Origin of the sequence: Treponema sp. Marseille-Q4130, from assembly GCF_014334325.1 — a bacterium.
Lineage (GTDB): Bacteria > Spirochaetota > Spirochaetia > Treponematales > Treponemataceae > Treponema_D.
The window spans coordinates 1-17143 of the sequence record NZ_JACSET010000009.1 but is presented as its reverse complement, the minus strand read 5'-3'; the positions used below and the strand labels follow the sequence as shown (position 1 = coordinate 17143).

At 51.7% G+C, this 17143-nt stretch carries 13 protein-coding genes; 6 read left to right on the top strand and 7 right to left on the bottom strand.

Features of this window, described 5'->3' with window-relative positions:
- The first annotated feature begins 11 nt into the window (after nt 1-11).
- The 3 genes from H9I36_RS10025 (at nt 12) to H9I36_RS10015 (ending at nt 2230) form a co-directional block, all read left to right on the top strand.
- Nucleotides 12-488 (top strand): arginine repressor, encoded by a 477-nt coding sequence (locus H9I36_RS10025; protein ID WP_016519908.1) that lies wholly within the window; start codon nt 12-14, stop codon nt 486-488.
- Nucleotides 485-964, top strand: a complete 480-nt coding sequence (locus tag H9I36_RS10020; protein ID WP_187385220.1) for a hypothetical protein — start codon at nt 485-487, stop codon at nt 962-964. Before H9I36_RS10025 ends, H9I36_RS10020 begins: the two co-directional genes overlap by 4 nt.
- Nucleotides 965-1060: 96 nt before the next feature.
- Nucleotides 1061-2230, top strand: a complete 1170-nt coding sequence (locus tag H9I36_RS10015) for a leucine-rich repeat domain-containing protein (RefSeq protein ID WP_187385219.1) — start codon at nt 1061-1063, stop codon at nt 2228-2230.
- A 40-nt stretch (nt 2231-2270) separates the two neighbouring features.
- On the opposite strand, the gene H9I36_RS10010 is transcribed toward H9I36_RS10015, so the two are convergent.
- From H9I36_RS10010 to H9I36_RS10000, 3 genes are all read right to left on the bottom strand, one after another.
- On the bottom strand, nt 2271-4100 hold the full coding sequence (locus H9I36_RS10010; protein WP_187385218.1) for a TRAP transporter large permease subunit: 1830 nt from the start codon (nt 4098-4100) through the stop codon (nt 2271-2273).
- Between the two features lie 12 nt (nt 4101-4112).
- On the bottom strand, nt 4113-5141 hold the full coding sequence (gene dctP, locus H9I36_RS10005; protein WP_187385217.1) for a TRAP transporter substrate-binding protein DctP: 1029 nt from the start codon (nt 5139-5141) through the stop codon (nt 4113-4115).
- A 61-nt stretch (nt 5142-5202) separates the two neighbouring features.
- Nucleotides 5203-6177, bottom strand: a complete 975-nt coding sequence (locus H9I36_RS10000) for a TRAP transporter TatT component family protein (RefSeq protein ID WP_187385216.1) — start codon at nt 6175-6177, stop codon at nt 5203-5205.
- Nucleotides 6178-6506: 329 nt separating this feature from the next.
- Between H9I36_RS10000 and H9I36_RS09995 the strand changes: the two genes are divergently transcribed.
- The gene (locus H9I36_RS09995) at nt 6507-8264 is read left to right on the top strand and encodes a RecQ family ATP-dependent DNA helicase (RefSeq protein ID WP_187385215.1); all 1758 of its coding nucleotides are present in this window, start codon (nt 6507-6509) and stop codon (nt 8262-8264) included.
- Between the two features lie 258 nt (nt 8265-8522).
- On the opposite strand, the gene sppA is transcribed toward H9I36_RS09995, so the two are convergent.
- The 3 genes from sppA to H9I36_RS09980 all read right to left on the bottom strand — a co-directional run bounded on the left by sppA (nt 8523) and on the right by H9I36_RS09980 (nt 11052).
- Complete coding sequence (gene sppA / locus H9I36_RS09990; protein WP_187385214.1) at nt 8523-9488, bottom strand: signal peptide peptidase SppA; 966 nt, start codon at nt 9486-9488, stop codon at nt 8523-8525.
- Nucleotides 9475-10314, bottom strand: a complete 840-nt coding sequence (locus tag H9I36_RS09985) for a DUF975 family protein (protein WP_187385213.1) — start codon at nt 10312-10314, stop codon at nt 9475-9477. The genes sppA and H9I36_RS09985 overlap by 14 nt, the downstream gene beginning before the upstream one ends.
- Nucleotides 10315-10386: 72 nt before the next feature.
- On the bottom strand, nt 10387-11052 hold the full coding sequence (locus H9I36_RS09980; protein ID WP_187385212.1) for a CYTH domain-containing protein: 666 nt from the start codon (nt 11050-11052) through the stop codon (nt 10387-10389).
- A gap of 166 nt (nt 11053-11218) precedes the next feature.
- On the opposite strand from H9I36_RS09980, the gene H9I36_RS09975 reads away from it, so the two are divergent.
- Nucleotides 11219-12217 carry a tRNA-dihydrouridine synthase family protein gene (locus H9I36_RS09975; protein WP_187385211.1) on the top strand — a complete coding sequence of 333 codons (999 nt, stop codon included), beginning with the start codon at nt 11219-11221 and terminating at the stop codon, nt 12215-12217.
- Nucleotides 12218-12378: 161 nt separating this feature from the next.
- The gene (nifJ, locus tag H9I36_RS09970; RefSeq protein ID WP_187385210.1) at nt 12379-15912 is read left to right on the top strand and encodes a pyruvate:ferredoxin (flavodoxin) oxidoreductase; all 3534 of its coding nucleotides are present in this window, start codon (nt 12379-12381) and stop codon (nt 15910-15912) included.
- A gap of 201 nt (nt 15913-16113) precedes the next feature.
- Here nifJ and H9I36_RS09965 read toward each other — a convergent pair whose 3' ends face one another.
- Nucleotides 16114-16956, bottom strand: a complete 843-nt coding sequence (locus H9I36_RS09965; RefSeq protein WP_187385209.1) for an Rpn family recombination-promoting nuclease/putative transposase — start codon at nt 16954-16956, stop codon at nt 16114-16116.
- Nucleotides 16957-17143: the final 187 nt, after the last annotated feature.

Sequence of the window (17143 nt, the reverse complement as noted above, 5' to 3'; positions counted from 1 at the left end):
TACAATATACGATGGCTGTAAAAGAGAGGAGAGCGCGGCTTAGCGCGATAGAAAAACTTATTAAAAATAACAGGATCGAAAGCCAGGAGTCGCTGCTCGCCCACTTGCAAAAAGCGGGGTACGATGTGACGCAGGCGACTCTTTCGCGCGATTTGAAGCTGCTCAAAGTCGGCAAAATGAGCGACGGAAAAGGCGGCTATATCTACACGCTCGAAAAAGAAGAAGAGCGCACGGAAGCGGAAAAGATTTACATTCAGGATTTTTTGCGCGGTTATATCAGTATAGACTGTTCGGGCAATATCGTCGTCATTAAAACTTTTCCGGGTCACGCGAATACGGTCAGCAACGCGCTCGACAATATGGACTTGGACGATATACTCGGCACCGTTGCAGGCGACAATTGCCTTTTTGCATGCCTTCGCGAAGGGGTAAGCGGCGCGCAGTTTTTAAAATCGCTCAGGCAAAAGATTCCGGGACTCGAAGCGTGACGGTTCTGCTCGGCATTATCGCCGCTCTCGTTTTTTCGGTCGCAGCCGCTTCGGTCGTCGTCAACGTTTGGGAATGGAAGTGGCGTGCGGATATTCAAACGTATGAAGGCGCAAAAAAGCTCGATAAGCTCGGCTACGAAAAACTCATTCTCGAAAGATACCGCGCAAAATCGCATCACAGAACCTATCGAAGCGAAAGCGATTATATCGCCGTGCCGCTCGACGCTCCGATGCGCGAAGGGCGGAATCTCAAAGAAAATTGGATAGCGATAAACGGTCTTTCGTCGATCGTCGACGGGAGCGTATTCGCTTCAGACCCGCCTTTCGACGAACTGCGCCTTTACGGCATAAAAGACGGAGTGCGCCGCCTCGTCCGTAAGTATGCGTATTATCCCGAAAATTACCGCGATATAAAAGCGCGCGTCGAAGCGTATAATGCAAAGCAGGGAGCAGGGGATAGAAGAGTAGGGGAGTAAAAAAAATATCTCCAAAGTTGCTTTTTTCTCCAAAATCTTATATACTGTATGTGTGAGCGTAAAAAGGCATCACAATTTGCTATATGAGGAAAGAGTATGAAAAATTGCAAAGTACGGACAAACATAAAAATTGCTGCATGGGCGGCCGCTTTTGCGCTTGCCGCAGCGGTCGGATTCGGCGGGTGTACGAACGCATCGGACAGTTCGGGCGGAAGCGGCGGTGAGCCTGAAACGCTGAAATACGCGGTAAACTTTAATGTCGCCACAGAGGGCGGAGAAATCACTGCAGCACTTGACGACGGAACTGAAATCAATGACGGCGATACGGTGGAAAAAGGAAAAACCGTGACTTTTACGGCGAAAGTTACTGAAACTGCACCTAACTATCTCATTGGAGGGTGGCTGCAAAGCAGTGAACCTATAATAGAAGCAGGAATAAAAAGCTCTTACAGTCTTATTATAACAAAGCCGACGGTCATTTCAGTCGCCTTCGAAAAAGCGCAAAACATCACGATAAAAGGCGATGAGCGCGTAGAGGAAACTGCGGTCGAAATACCGGAAAATACATCATGGGAAGTGATAAAATCCTATGTAGTCGAAAAATTGCAACTAAAAAACGAATGGCAAGGCGACGACTACGGAGTATACGAGTGGAAACTGAACGATGAAAACGGTGCAGCGATAGACGACAGTGATTCATTGACCGCCGGCACAACCGTCTACGTCGTTACGAATTATACGAAGTTTAAAACCGAACCCGTCGGCGGCGATATCGTTCTTGCGGGATATACGGGAGAAAAACCGAGAGGACATATAATCCTGCCGAGCGGTATTACGAAAATCGGATATAATGCTTTTTTAAATTGTAATGATTTAACAGGACAGCTTACCGTACCGGACGGTGTGACGAAAATCGACGCAGGCGCTTTTTCCGGATGTAAAAAACTTGAGACTTTGATTTTACCTTCAACGCTCACGTATATTGGAGGATTCGCTTTTTATCAGTGCGAAAATTTAAAAGAGAAACTCGTATTCCCTGAAAATCTTACATTTATCGGCGAAAAAGCTTTTATGGGCTGCACAAAGATTACATCGATAACGATACGCTCCGGAAACGTCGCAACGATAAAGGATTACGCTTTCAGTTTGAAAAGCAGTATAAGCGACATCCTCTTTACCGTAAAAACCGGCGCGGTAAAAACTCTATTGAAAGGCAGCAAAAGCGGTATTATCGACGGACAGATCACAGTAGACTCCTCCATCTAAAAGGTACGCCCCGCATTGCGCGGGGCGCACCTTTTGTCGCCTACAAAAGCGCTTCCGTAAAATACGGCACGTAAGTGACGAGCATGAGGACGGCAAACTGTACGATCAAAAACGGAACGATGCCTTTGACGACGCGGGAAAGCGGCTTATCGAAGGTATAGGACGAAATAAACAGATCCATGCCGACCGGCGGCGTCAAAAATCCTATCGAAAGGTTCATCAAAAATATGACGGCGGCTCTGACCGCACTCACGCCGAAAGATTCCGCGAGCGGCAGCAAAAGCGGGGAAACGATGAGGATCGCGGAAAACATATCCATGAGACAGCCGACGACGAGCAGGACGAGGTTCATCAATATCAAAAACACGTACGGATTTTTTACGTACTGCGTGATAAAGTCCGTCAGGATAGCGGGGACGTTCGCATCGAGCATAAAATAGGAGATGCCGGACGCGGCGCCGAGTATAAACAAAACGCCGCCTGAAACGGGAACGCTCGAAGCGACGACACGGGTCGATTTTGTTAATGTAAAATCGCGGCGCACGAACACCGAAAGACAAAACGCGTAGATGACGGCGAAAGCCGCAACTTCAAAGAGGTCGAACACACCTTTAAAATACAGTACCGAAATAAAGACCGGCATGAGCAGTTCGGGGATGCAGTGAAGGACGGCCTCTCGCGCTTCTTTTACGGAAAACTTCGGCCGCTCTCCCTTTTTGTCCAATACGGCTCCCGTCACCATCATCGAAACCGCCATAATGCAGCCGGGGATGATCGCGCCTTTAAAAAGTTCGAACACGTCGACGGAAAAATAATTGACGGTCGCATACATGATGATCGCGGCGCTCGGCGGAAAAAGCAAACCTATCGCGCCGGATGCGGTTACGAGAGATTCGGCTCTGTCCTTGGAATAGCCCGAACCCGTGAGTACGACGGCAAGCAGCGGGCCGAGCGCGAGGATCGTTATGCCGGAAACGCCGGTAAAGGTGCTGAAAAACGTCGTCACGATGACGGCCGCGATAACCGTTCCGCCGCGGAACGGGCCTATGAGCGATTTGAATACGGCGACATAGCGGTTTCCCGCGCTGCCGTGCGCGAGGATGTAGCCCGCGATCGTAAAGAGGGGAATCGCCGCGATATTGCGATCGGTGAGTATGCGGTACGTTTCAAGCGGGATGACGTCGACGTAGCCGCCGCTCGCGGAAAAGAGCACGTATGCGATGCCGCCGAGCACGAGAAAAAGCGGCATACCGCAAAACGCGAGAGCTGCGAAAATGATGATGAGCGGCAAAAGCGCGATTTTCGAAAACGAAAGCCACGCATCGTTTATCGCGTACAGGGGCTGCGCGTTTTGTACGCCGAAAAGATAATACAGGATGCCGGTAAAGGGTCCCATTGAAATGAGGATACCGAGTACGATGCCGATGACGGCGGCGATGAGATTGCCCTTTCTGCGTGCGATCGCGAAAATGATGCCGAAATAGCACAGCGGAAGAGACGCGAAAAAAATCCGCGTACTCATGCCCCAAAAGCGCGCGTCGAACTGCGCAGGATTGACAAGCTGGCAGAGCGCGTCGATAAAGAGCGCCGAGAGGATACAGCTTGCCCCTCCCGTTTTGACCGCTTCGATCGGGCGGCGTATCTTTTCGCCGAAGGATGCGCTTACCGACGCGAGACTCAAGTGCCGCTCTTCGCGCCATGTTATGAGCCCTGCGAGGCTTGCGAATAAAAATACGAAATGGAGCAAAGCGATATCGGCGCCGGGCACTTGCACACGGCACAGACCCTGCATAAATTTAAAAAAGAGCGGGAGCGCGGCGATGAGGGCGATGAGGATGACCGCCAAAGCGTTTTCGATTTTTCGCAGCATAGTATTCACCGGCTATTCACCGCGCCGGCGTTTTAAAAGCGCTTCGATATCGGCATAAAATTTTTCGTCGAGGAGGCCGGTTTTTATCATCGCGGCGGCGTCTTTGCTGAGCGTCTCTTCCATGACTTTGCGCTCCGCGGCGGTGAGTTTGACGAGGGTACAGCCGTCTTCGACGCAGCGGTCGAGGTATTCTTTATCGGAAGAACGCTGAGCTGCGATAAAATTTGCCTGCGCTTTTTTGACTCCGTTCAGCATAGCCGTTTTATGCGCGGCGGAAATGCCCGACCACACGGGAGCCGATATGATGAGGGCTGCCATAACGGGGCATATCGGCGCGTCGAGAATATAGGGCAGCGATTTATAATACTGCCCCGCATAGGCATACATCGGAATCGAATAAAAACCTTCGACGCCCCCGGGCGTTTTTACGCTTTGCAAAAGTTTATCGGGCGAAATATCTTCGGTGCGGAAACCGGCCGCTTTGAACGCATCGGAAAGCTGCGGCAGCCCGATGCCGGCGACGGAAAGTTTTTGCGTCTTTAAATCGGCGGGCGTATGTACCGGCTTTTTCGTGTAAAAATACGCCCAGCCGACGTTAAACCAGCCGAGCAGCACGTAACCTTTTGCGGAAATCGCTTTTTGAAAGGTCGGTGCGAACGTATCGAGCACAAAATCGACTTCGTCCTGATCTCGAAACATAAACGGAACGGCCGTCGTCAAAATATGCGTTTCCGGCGCGAGCGTTGCGATACCGAGGCTCGTAAAGATCGCTCCGTCGATCGGCGCTTTTTGTCCGGGACGGATCGTGTTGAGCTTTTGCACGACGCCCGTCTCTCCGCCCATCGCGTTCGTTCCCATAAACTGCAGCTGGATCGCGCCTCCGGTATCTTTCGCCCAATCCTGCGCGAGGATGCGCTCCTGCACATCCCATGCGGAACGGCTCGGCGCGACGGTCGCTATTTTAAGCGTTTTTGCCTGCTGCGCCGGCAATACGGCGACGCACGCAAACAGCATCGAAAAAATAATAAAACGTAATTTCATATCGTATTCCTCAATCGAAAATTAATAAATTACCGGCCGCAATTCGAAGCGAATGCGGCGATCACCATTCGAGAAAATAATCCGACGCATGTTCGAGCAATCGTTTCGCTTTTTTTTGCACGATCGTCGTCATAAGGCGGCTCGAAGGATCCGCATCGGGATCGATCGCGAGCGCTTTACGAAGAGAGCCTTCAAAGCCTTCCCTGTCTCCCGCAGGAACGCATATCGCCTCGGCATAAGTGACATAGGGACCTGGCGTTTTTCCGCCCGATGCGCGGAGCGCTTCGTTGTAACAACGGAGTCCCCTTTCCGTATCTCCGCCGAATTCGGGAGGAGCGCTCATGTAAAAATTGCACAAAAGCTCCCAAATCGCACCCGCATTGTAATCGGGAGCGAGAAAAGCAGCGCGTTCGAGGATCAGAGCGGGAGAACGGATAGTGCCGAGAAGATCGGCGCTGAGCGGATCGAGGCTGAACGCACCGAGCCAGCCCGCACACGCCCAATAAGAAGCTTCGACATCGTACTTGCCGAGCTTTGCGCATGCCTTTTTGACCGCCTCTTCGTCTCCGCTCAAAACGGCGGCGCGAAAACCCGCGTGTCTTCCGTCGAGAGCTTTAAGGCAGAGATCGCGGCCGCGCAGGTAGTGCAGCTTTGCGCGTTCGAACGCTTCGTGCTGGCGATCGAATTCTTCGTTCGGCAGCGTTTCCGCAGGAGTTTGCACGAACGCGTTCGCATACATGATATTGAGCGAACCCGTCATCGTCATCAAACCGATATGGCGGGGATTCGCAGCTTGCAGGATTTCATAGCTTTTGAGCACCGTCGGGAAAAATTCTCCGACGAGCGTTACGTCCGTTTCGCCGGTGATCGCGATCATAGGATCGGCGGCGGACGCTTTTTTCTTTTGAGGAACGCCCTTGTCGTTTGCACCCGCGAGTGCCGTGGAAAGCGCATTGCCGACGAGCGTTTTGCACGAAAGCAACAGCGATGCGGATAGAACGAGCGATGCGAACGCCGCTTTTTGTATGAGCTTCATATTTATACTATATAATAAAACGATATCTTTCTCAACCGCAAGAGCAAGCACAGCAAGTGTGCAGGACAATCGCATCGGAGAATACGATTTAAAAAAAATTGCGAGTAACATAAAAATCGGCTGCACTCCCGGCAGCACCCCTGCCGTTTGCGCAAGGAACTTCGCGCTTTGCGCTCGTTGCAAGTTGCACGAGGAACTTCGTACCCTTTGCAAGCGGCAGGGTCAAAAAGCGCTCCGCAATTCCGCGTAAATTTGTTTTTTAAACCGATTATTACAGTGGGAGAATGCAGTTCGGCATTCTCCCGGTACGAAAAATAAAAGGGGAAACTATGCAAATCGAAAAAGAAATCTGCAGCGACGGCGAAGCAGGCTTGGACGATGAAGCGCTCGGTGCGGCAAAACGCGCTTTCGGTATAAGCTATCTCTATCCGTGGCAGCGCCTCGTCATCGCGAATATCATCGACGCGTACCGCAGCAGGACGGCGGCAAATGCGGATGTTTCGAATGCGGTCGAAAAAAAATCGACTGCGAATACAAGCGCGGGTGACGGCAATGCTTCGGAAGCGAACGAAGACATTGCTGCAAAAGCGGCGGGCAGCGGTGCAAATGCGGGCGGCATTGCGACCCATGCGAACGACGACGGCGCTCAGAAATCGAACGAGGGCAGCACAACCGACGCTGCCGAATACGGCAGGCAGATAGTCCTCCTTCCGACGGGAGCCGGGAAGTCCTTGTGTTTTCTCGTTCCCGCATTGCTTTTGGACGGACCGACGCTCATCATCTATCCCCTCCTCGCGCTCATGGCCGATCAAAAGCGGCGCATGGAAGAAGGGGGTATCACCAATGTTACGTTCCGCGGAAATCAAACAGCCGAAGAGCGTGAGGAAAATTTTAATAAAATAAAAGCGGGTGCGAAGATCATTTTGGCAAATCCCGAAGTGCTGCAAAACGAGGAGCTTGTTGCCCGACTTTCCGAATGCTCCATCGCGCACGTCGCGATCGACGAAGCTCACTGCGTTTCCGAATGGGGCGACAGTTTTCGCCCGTCGTATTTGACGCTCGGGGATATCATCAAAAAACTCGGTTCGCCCCTCGTCACCGCTTTTACCGCGACGGCTTCTCCTCAAGTGCTTTCCCGCATAGCGGAAGTGCTTTTCGACGGAAGCGCGCGTATCGTGCGCTCGGAAAGCGATCGGCCGAATATCCGCTATCGCGTCGAATACAGCTGCTGCAAAAAGCACGCGGCGCTCATGCTCGCACATACCGAACAAAAACCGATGATAATTTTCTGCCCTACGCGCGTTCAGGCCGAAGACGTCGCGCGAGACCTTGTACTCTGCTATGGCAAAGAAGCGGCGCGATTTTATCACGCGGGTTTGGAAAAACCGGAAAAGGATGAAATCGAAAAATGGTTTTACGATAAAACCGATGCCGTTCTCTGTGCGACCTGCGCCTACGGCATGGGCGTCGACAAAAAAGACATACGCACGATCGTTCACCTCGATGCGCCGAACACGGCCGAACAATACATACAGGAAGCCGGGCGGAGCGGACGCGACGGAAAAGATGCGAACGCGATTTTGCTGTGGAGCCCGACAGACGCCGAACGCTTTGCACGCTTTCCGAAAGGGAGCAGAGAATATGCGATGAAAGAATTCGCCGAAACGAAAAACTGCCGCAGGCAAGTACTCCTCGACGCACTCGGCGCGGAGGAGGCGGTGTGCAGCGGCTGCGATATCTGCGATGCGAAAGAGGCTGCCGAAGCAAAAAAGATAGCGTTCCGAGCGATGCTGCCGTATAAAAAAATATACTGTCTTGTACGAAATCGTTTTTTCCCGGCTGCGTGCGATGAAGACTTCGTCTTGCGTTTTATAGCAAATCACCGGAACGCATACACGAAAATCGAACTTGAAGGGCTGCTGCTTCCGCTCTTAAACGAGCGCTCGCAAAAAATCTGCGGACTCAATACATGGGAACACGATACCGTTTCCGAACTCGTCTTTCAGCTGAAAAAAAGCGGCCGCATCTGCATACAAGCGTTTCCGTGGAAAGGGAAAGTCGGCATCCCTCGCAGCGGAAAATCATAAGGAGTCTGTTTAATCATAAAGATTGCAATACCGAAAATCTGAATCGGCCGAGCAATCCTCGGCGCAGAAAGACCGTGCGATTCTCTTCCCACGCCGCCGTCGCCCGCGTATTCAAAGATTGATACAAGGCTTCATAAGGGCGGCTTTTTGCGATTGCATCGCAAAAAACAGGCTTTTCGGGGTTCCGCCTTTCGGCTTCATTCCTGCGCTCGCTTTATGCTCGCTTCGGAACTTTCGCCCCTCCAATCCTTGCCGCATTTACTTTCGATAAATGTACGCCGGATATGAAATGCCGAGCATGAGTTCATTCCGGATCGCATCGGGGATGAGCGCGTCGGTTTTTCCCGCTTTGCTCGTCGCTTCCGAAAGTATATCTAAAAGCGAATCTTTTTTTTCGTAGCGATACGTCGTCACGACGCTTTCATCGTCATCGAGTTCTTTTCGAAGAGAAGCGAGCGCATCTTCCCACGTTCCGATTTCATCGACGAGTCCGTTTTTTTTCGCTTGGGACGCGGTATAGATGCGGCCGTCTGCAAGTTTTTTCACTTCTCCGATTTTCATGCCGCGGCTTTTTGCGACGATGGCGGTAAACTGTTCGTACGCTTCGTCCGCGATCGACTGCATGATAGTCCGCTGCTCGTCGGTGAGCGGCGAGTTGATATTGAGCATATTTTTGTTTTTTCCCGCAGTGATCGTTTCCACTTTTACGCCGAGCTTTTTAAGCAGTTCGGTCATATCGACCGATTGGCTTGCGATGACGCCGATGGAACCGGTGAGCGTATTGCGGTTCGCATATATCGTTTCGGCGGCGCACGAAATATAATAACCGCCGGAAGCGGCGAGCGTCGTCATGTACGCGTAGACCGGCCGTCCGGTGTGTTCCGTATAATCGCGGAGGGCGAGATACACTTCGTCCGATTCGTAGACGCCGCCTCCGGGAGAATCGACGGTCAGCAAAATCGCTTTGTTTTTTTCGTCGTCTTCGAGCGATCGTATCGTGTCGATGAGCCACTCGTGATTGTACGTTTTGTTTTCCGCTTCGATGACGCCTTCGATGTACAGCGATGCGATGTAATTTTTCCGAACGATAAAATTATTAAAAAATCCCGTACTGCCGTCGTATCGCGATTTGTCCGTCGCTATCGTGTAGACGCCGATCCCCGCCGCAATAAGCAAAATGACGATGAATACGATGATGCCGCCGCGTTTTTTATTTTTTGCCATAGTGTTCTCCGTTAACGTCTCCGATATCTTCAAGCGTGACGACGCCCGATTCGAGCGCGTCTTTCATAAGCGCGTGATACGCGTTTACGCATGTCATCGTTTGATAGGGTATGACCCACAGCGATGCGATGCCGAATGTCAAAACGCAAAGCAGTGCCCATCCTAAAAAACTCAAATACAAAACGAATAATTCCCCTTTATGCCCTCGAGTGATTTTTTTGCTGATGTCGAGTGCCTGCACTACCGGTACGTGAGGAAATTCCGCAACGATATAATTCATCTGTGAATACGCTATGCCTTTGACGATGTAGGGGATGATAGCGGGGATGATAAAGAAGAGCAAGCGCCAATTGAGCGATCGGATGAACGCGAAGATGATAATCATGCAGGGTATGATAAAAAGGAGTGACCACAAAAACATCCAAATCTGCTTCCACAGCGCCGCTCCGATCGCGCGGAGCCAATGCGCAAAACCCGCAAAAAAATCTTCGATCGATACGGGTTCGGGACTCCGCGACATCTTCAAATACACACAGTATTGTGCGATCGTACAAATTGCCGTTACGAAAAACACGACCCAGCTTAAAAACGAATCGAGCGGTGTCGCTTTTTGATATTTACGCACGATTTGCAGGAGCACGTCTTTGTTTAGCGATAAAGCGGATGCCTGCAAAATTTCGCTGTACATCGCGATCGACGTTTTGATCGACGGAAGCGATAAGAGCAGCAGGACGAGCATAGTGATAAGCGTCATGAGCGCGGGCACCGTCCGCCGCTTTTTTAATTGGATGCGCGCAAACGATTTATATTTTTTTCTGTCGAACATGATTCCTGCCTCCGCTCGATGATAAACGATAATGCGCCTTTCTTCAACAGAGCGTATCAAGGGCGTGCGGTTTTACCCGCCGCTTGCCGTATTTGCCCGCGCTTTTTCGTCGAGCATATCGTTGTAATAGCGATTTTCGATCGCGCTTTCATCGATACCGCAGTTTTTGAAAATAGACAGGATCGCGCGTTTCGCGTCTTCCGTATGCGCATCGTCTTTTGCCAGTATTTCTATTTCGAGAAAATCTCCGAGCGGCGGGACCGTACACAGTTCGATGTGCGCCGCTCCCGCCTCTGTTTCGGCATACCACTCTTTAATAATTTTTTCTTTTATGTGCGAAATGCCGCCTCCCGCATCTTTGATAAACGATTCGATCGCATCACTATCGGAGAGAAGACATTCTTTTTCGTCGTTTACTTCGATTGCGATTCCGCTCTCATCTTTGCGCAATTCTTTCCGTTTATACGTGAACGTGATTTTTGTTTCGCCCGTTTTTTCGAAAACCGTTTTCCGTATGCGGCAGCCGATATGGTCCTGCACCGCTGTATTTTCCGAATGCACTTTTGCGTCAGTGCGCTTCGAGGATGACTTCTCCGTATCGGTCGGCACGCAAGCGAGGGGCAGCCGGTAATAAGTGTCGCGTTTTGTGAGGGAACCCTCGTACCGTGCGAAAATATCGAGGGCGTGCGCGACTGCGATGCGGTCTTCGACATGCGCTTTCAGTTCGATTTCGTACATAGCGCATTGTAGCACGGGAGCCCCTTTTGCAAAAGCGCCCGCATTGTCCGCACAGCTTGCAACGGGCGCTGAGCGCGAAGTTTTCCGAGCAGCTTGCAACGGCCGCGGAACGCGAAGTTTCCCTGCGGCTATTTTATCGATTTTTGATACGTGATATAGTAGCGCTATGAAATTGATCTGCGCGCCCGTCGCGACGGTTACGCACGCGGCGTTCCGCACCCTCGTCGAACGCTTCGGCGGCTGCGACGAATATTATTCCGAAATGATAAACGCGGCTACCTTCGTCAACGGCGGCCCCTTTGAAAAATACTATGTCATTCCCGATCCTGCGCCGGAAAAAACGGTGTGGCAGATCACCGGACGGAAAGCCGAACACCTTGCGGAAGCCGCTTCGATGATCGGCAAGCTTCCGGGAATCGGGATCGATATCAATATGGGATGCTCGGCTCCGGACATCGTTAAAAGCGGAGCGGGTGCGGCGTGGCTTTCGAAAGATGCTTCCGAAACTCGCGCTATGGTGCGGAGCGTAAAAGATGCGCTTTCGCCTTCGGGAAAAAGGCTTTCGGTAAAGCTCCGCCTCGGCGATGAGCACTTTACCGACGAGCGATTCTTTTCGTTGTGCGATATGCTCGCATCCGAAGGCGTAACGCTTTTTGCATTGCATCCGCGCACGAGTAAAGAAAAATACCGCTCGCCTCTCAGATGGGAATACGTCGAACGCCTTGCCCTGCGATATGCGAAAGAAGGTATTTCCGTCGTTTTAAACGGCGGTGTACGCGATGTGCCGTCGATGCGCGATGCCCTGCGCGCCTCCCCTCACGCTTCGGGCATTATGATCGCACGGGGAGCGATCGAAAAACCGTGGCTTTTTGCCGAACTTGCCGCGGATTTGCGGCACGAAAGCTTCGATGCGGTGATCGACCGCGAAAAGCTCGCCCTCGATTTTATCGATATGCTTGAAAAATATCAGCCCCAAGAATTTTGGAAAACCCGTATGCAGCGTTTTTTCGCGTATTACTGTCTCGGTTTTTCGTTTGCGCACTATTTTCAAACGCAGATGCAAAACGCAAAAGACACCGGCGATGCCCGCGTCCGCATCCGCGATTATTTTCAAAAACAGGCAGACGACGTATTGCTTTATACGGGAAATGCGAAGCGCCCCTGATGCCTTTGTTCCGAGACGCAAGATGCGGCGCATACGAAAATATCACGTGTCTTTGATAAACGGCGTATGCGCCCTTGCAAATCCCTGCCATCGGGTGTAAAATAGACGGTGCGAATTGATACTCGTTTCAAATCAATACATTTCAAGAAAAGGAAGCTGCCATGGCAACAGAAGAACAGAAAGTAACGCTCGACGCCAACACTGCGGTCGGACGCGTTGCACATGCGCTGAGCGAAGTAATTTCGATTTATCCGATTACTCCGTCCAGCCCGATGGGTGAGGTTGCCGACGATCTGTCGGCAAAGAACGAAAAAAATATTTGGGGCACGGTGCCGACGGTTGTCGAAATGCAATCGGAAGCGGGAGCTGCGGGCGCTGTACACGGTGCACTGACGGCGGGCGCGTTGAGCTCGACGTTTACGGCTTCTCAGGGCTTGCTCCTGATGATTCCGAATATGTACAAAATCGCGGGCGAACTGACGAGCACGGTATTTCATATTGCGGCACGTGCCGTCGCAACGAGCGCCCTGTCGATTTTCGGCGATCATTCGGACGTTATGGCGTGTCGTCAAACCGGCTGGGCTATGCTCGCGTCGAACTCCGTGCAGGAAGCGCAGGATATGGCGGTCATCGCGCATTCGGCGACACTCCGTTCTCGCATTCCGTTTTTGCACTTTTTCGACGGATTCCGCACATCGCACGAAATCCAAAAATACGATGAAGTTTCGTTCGATGAGATGCGCGGCATGGTGGACGACGACCTCGTACGCGAACATCGCGCTCGCGGCTTAAATCCCGAACGTCCTGAAATCCGCGGTACCTCGCAAAACCCCGACGTATACTTCCAGAGCCGCGAAGCGGTCAACAATTATTACAAAGCTGTCCCGGCGATCGTGCAGAGCGAAATGGCGAAATTCGCAAAGCTTACCGGACGCAAATACAAACTCTACGATTATGTCGGTGCAAAAGACGCGAAATCGGTTATGATCATCATGGGATCGGGCGCGGACACGGCTCACGAAACGGTCGAATATCTGTGCAAGCAGAAAGGCAAAAAGGTCGGTGTCGTAAAAGTGCATCTGTATCGTCCCTTCGCTGCGGATAAATTCCTCGCAGCGATCCCGGAAACGGCGAAAAAGATCGTCGTACTCGACCGCACGAAAGAACCCGGCGCTTTGGGAGAACCGCTGTACGAAGACGTGTGCACGGCATTCGAAGAAGCCGGACGCAAAGCGCAGATTATCGGCGGTCGCTACGGTATCGGCTCGAAAGAGTTTACGCCTGCGATGGTCATTTCGTGTTTCGAAAATCTCGACGCGAAAGACAAAGTGAAAAATCACTTTACGATCGGCATCAACGACGACGTATCGAAGACGTCGCTGAAATACGATCCCGACTTTTTCATCGCCGAACAGGGCATGACCGAAGCGATGTTCTACGGACTCGGTTCCGACGGTACGGTCGGCGCGAATAAAATCGCAATCAAAATCATCGGCGATGCGCGCCCCGACCTCAACGCTCAAGCGTATTTTTCGTACGACTCGAAAAAATCCGGCGGCATCACGGTGTCGCACCTGCGCTTCGGCAAGCGGACGATCCGCCGCCCGTATTTGATTACGGCCGCCGACTTTCTCGCCTGTCACAAATTCGCATACATGGACGTGTACGATATGCTCCAGTATCTGAAAGAGGGCGGAATCTTTTTGCTCAACAGCCGTTTCGACAAAGAGCATGTTTGGGAGGAGATTCCCGTCGAACAGCAAAAGCGCATTCTCGAAAAAAAGGCGCAGTTCTACGTCATCGATGCGTTTAAGATCGCGGAAAAAGCCGGCATGGGCAACCGCATCAATATCGTCATGCTTGCCGCGTTCTTTAAGATTTCGGGCGTTTTGAAAGAAGATGTCGCCGTCGAATACATGAAGAAATTCATCGCGAAAACCTACGGCAAAAAAGGTCAGGACGTCGTCAACAAAAACATTTCGACGATCGAAATGGCGCTTGCCGCCGTCGAAAAAGTCGATCTCAAAGGCAAAAAGGTCGGCGGCAATTTCCACATGGAATCGGCGATGAAAAACACGAACGATTCCTTTATCAAAAACGTGCTCGGCGCTATGGCCGCTCAAGAAGGCGACAAACTGCCGGTCAGCAAATTGCCCGCTGACGGTACTTTCCCCACGGCGACGACGCAGTACGAAAAACGCGGTATCGCCGAGCGGGTAGCGTGTTGGGACGAAGCGACGTGTATCCAGTGCGGCAACTGCGCTCTCGTATGTCCGCACGCCTGTATCCGCATGAAAACGATGACCGACGAGGAAGCGGCAAAGGCTCCGGCAGGATTCAAGAGCATCGAACTGAAGCCTGCAAAACCCGGACAGAAATTCGTACTCGCTATCTCCGCCGAAGACTGCACCGGATGCGGATTGTGCGTATACGCGTGTCCGACGCAGCCGAAAAAATCGCTGCACATGGAACTCTTTACGCCCGAATACAAAGAAGCCGAAAACAAAAAATGGGGATACTTCCTCGGTTTGCTCGAAGTGGACGCTTCGACGCTCAACCTTGCGACGGCGAAGGGGCTTTCCATGAAGCGGCCGCTCTTCGAATTCAGCGGCGCGTGCTCGGGCTGCGGTGAAACGGCGTACATCAAAACGGTGAGCCAGCTTTTCGGAGACAGGGCAATGATCGCAAACGCGACCGGCTGTTCTTCGATTTACGGAGGCAACTTGCCGACGACGCCGTACGCAACGAACGCGAACGGACAGGGTCCCGTGTGGAGCAACTCGCTCTTTGAAGATGCGGCGGAATTCGGTTTCGGTATGCGCCTTACGGCGGAAAAGCTCGCCGAATACGCGCGCGAAGTTGCAGCCAAAGCGAAGGAAAAGGGCATTGCAGCAAAAGAGATCGATGCGCTCCTTTCGAATACGCAGGCGGACGATGCGGCGATCGAAGCGCAGCGCAAAAACGTCGCGGCTTTGAAAACGATTTTGAAAGATAAAAAAGACGAGCTTTCGAAAGAGCTTTTGTCGCTTGCCGATCACTTTATTAAAAAGAGCAACTGGATCATCGGCGGTGACGGCTGGGGCTACGATATCGGCTTCGGCGGCGTCGACCACGTACTCGCTCAGGGACGCAATATCAATATCCTCTGTCTCGACACGGAAGTATATTCGAATACCGGCGGTCAGATGTCGAAAGCGACGCCCTTCGGCGCGGTTGCAAAATTCGCGGCGGCGGGAAAAGACATCGCGAAAAAAGATTTGGGTATGATCGCGATGAGCTACGGCTATATTTACGTCGCAAAGGTTGCGATGGGCGCAAATGCCGCTCAGACTATCAAAGCGATCCGCGAAGCCGAAAGCTACGACGGTCCGTCTCTCATCATCGCCTATTCGCACTGTATCAACCACACGATCAATATGAGCGACGGTTTGAAGCTGCAAAAGCAGGCGGTCGAATGCGGACTGTGGCCGCTGTACCGCTACGATCCGCGCCGGAAAGAACAGGGACTCAATCCCTTCCAGCTCGATTCGCGCGAACCGAACTATCAGCTTGCCGACTATATGTACGCCGAAGGCCGCTTCAAAGCGCTGAAAGCCGCAAATCCCGAGCGTGCGAATATCCTGCTCGAAAAAGCGACTGCAGCCGCAAAGCGGACGTGGCAGGAGTACGACTACCTCGCCAAGCGCCCGTTCTGATCGGCGTATGTGCAGAGTGCGCGTAAAGCGCATAAAAATCGTACGAATGTAATGTAACGAAAACGGCCGTCCGAAAAGGGCGGTCGTTTTTTTATGACTATGGTTTCAGATATCCTTGCCCCGTAAAAACCGTCCTTGATATACGGAAATCAATTTTTACCTAAAAGGCCGGATGTCAAGCTTTTTGAAAAGCAAATGACACTACAGTTTTTCGATTTCCGCTTCCGAAAGACCGGTCATAAGGTGGATCTCAGAGAGCGGGTATTTGCGTTCAGCCATCAGCTTTGCCGTCTCTCGTGCTTTTTGATATGATCCCGCGGCGATGCCGTCGCGTCGGCCTCTGCGTATCCCCGCAGCAACGCCCCGCTCAAAGCCGATCTTTTCACCTGCCATGCGTAAATCATCTTCCCGTATATTCAACGACATATACCAGCTCCTGAACTTTTCGTTCCGTTTCGCTTTTTCGACAAGCTCATCGATGTGCTGTGTAAAACCGCTCGTCGCCCGCCTCTCGCAAAGATACTTCAACAAGGCGCTCAATTCAGGCTCTCCCTCTTTACCGTAGGCACCCACATTATAAAATACTTTATACGATTTGTCATCAAGAAGAATACTGCCGTCCTCACTGCACACACTGCGGAATGTATAAACGGGCAAGCCCTCTCCGAAGGGATCCTGCGTACAGATAAAGATGACATAGCTCTCTTTCAGTTCCGCGTAGCTTTGTCCGCGTAAGAGGTTATCGACATCCATAAGGCTTTGGTAATAGCGCGTGCGTTTGGGAAGAGAGGGCGGGATCGACGTTTGTATTTCGATATCGAAGATGCGCTCGGGCTCTGAGACATAGACATCGAGGCGTATGCCCTTGCTTTCGTAAAAGGGTGCTATCGTTTTTTGCAGGGATGGGTATTCTATTTTACCGACTTTGATGTGCAATAAGCGCTCCAATACACCCTTACATATAACTTTGTTTTTCATGACGGTACCGAACATAAAGTCGTCGGTAAAGGAGAGCTCGTCGACGGGTTTATGGGTATATTCCATAGCTGCACCTTCGGTTGTTGAGATAGTCCGGCAAGGAAGCCGCTGAACTATATGGTTTAAGGGGCTGTCCAAGAAGTTATTGCCAACAGCAGTAAGGACAGCCTTTTTTTGTGAAAGGTTCGATTTTCGATTTTTTTGAACGTCGTTTTTTTGTTTTAAACGTTCATCATTCGGGCAAGCTGCTTAA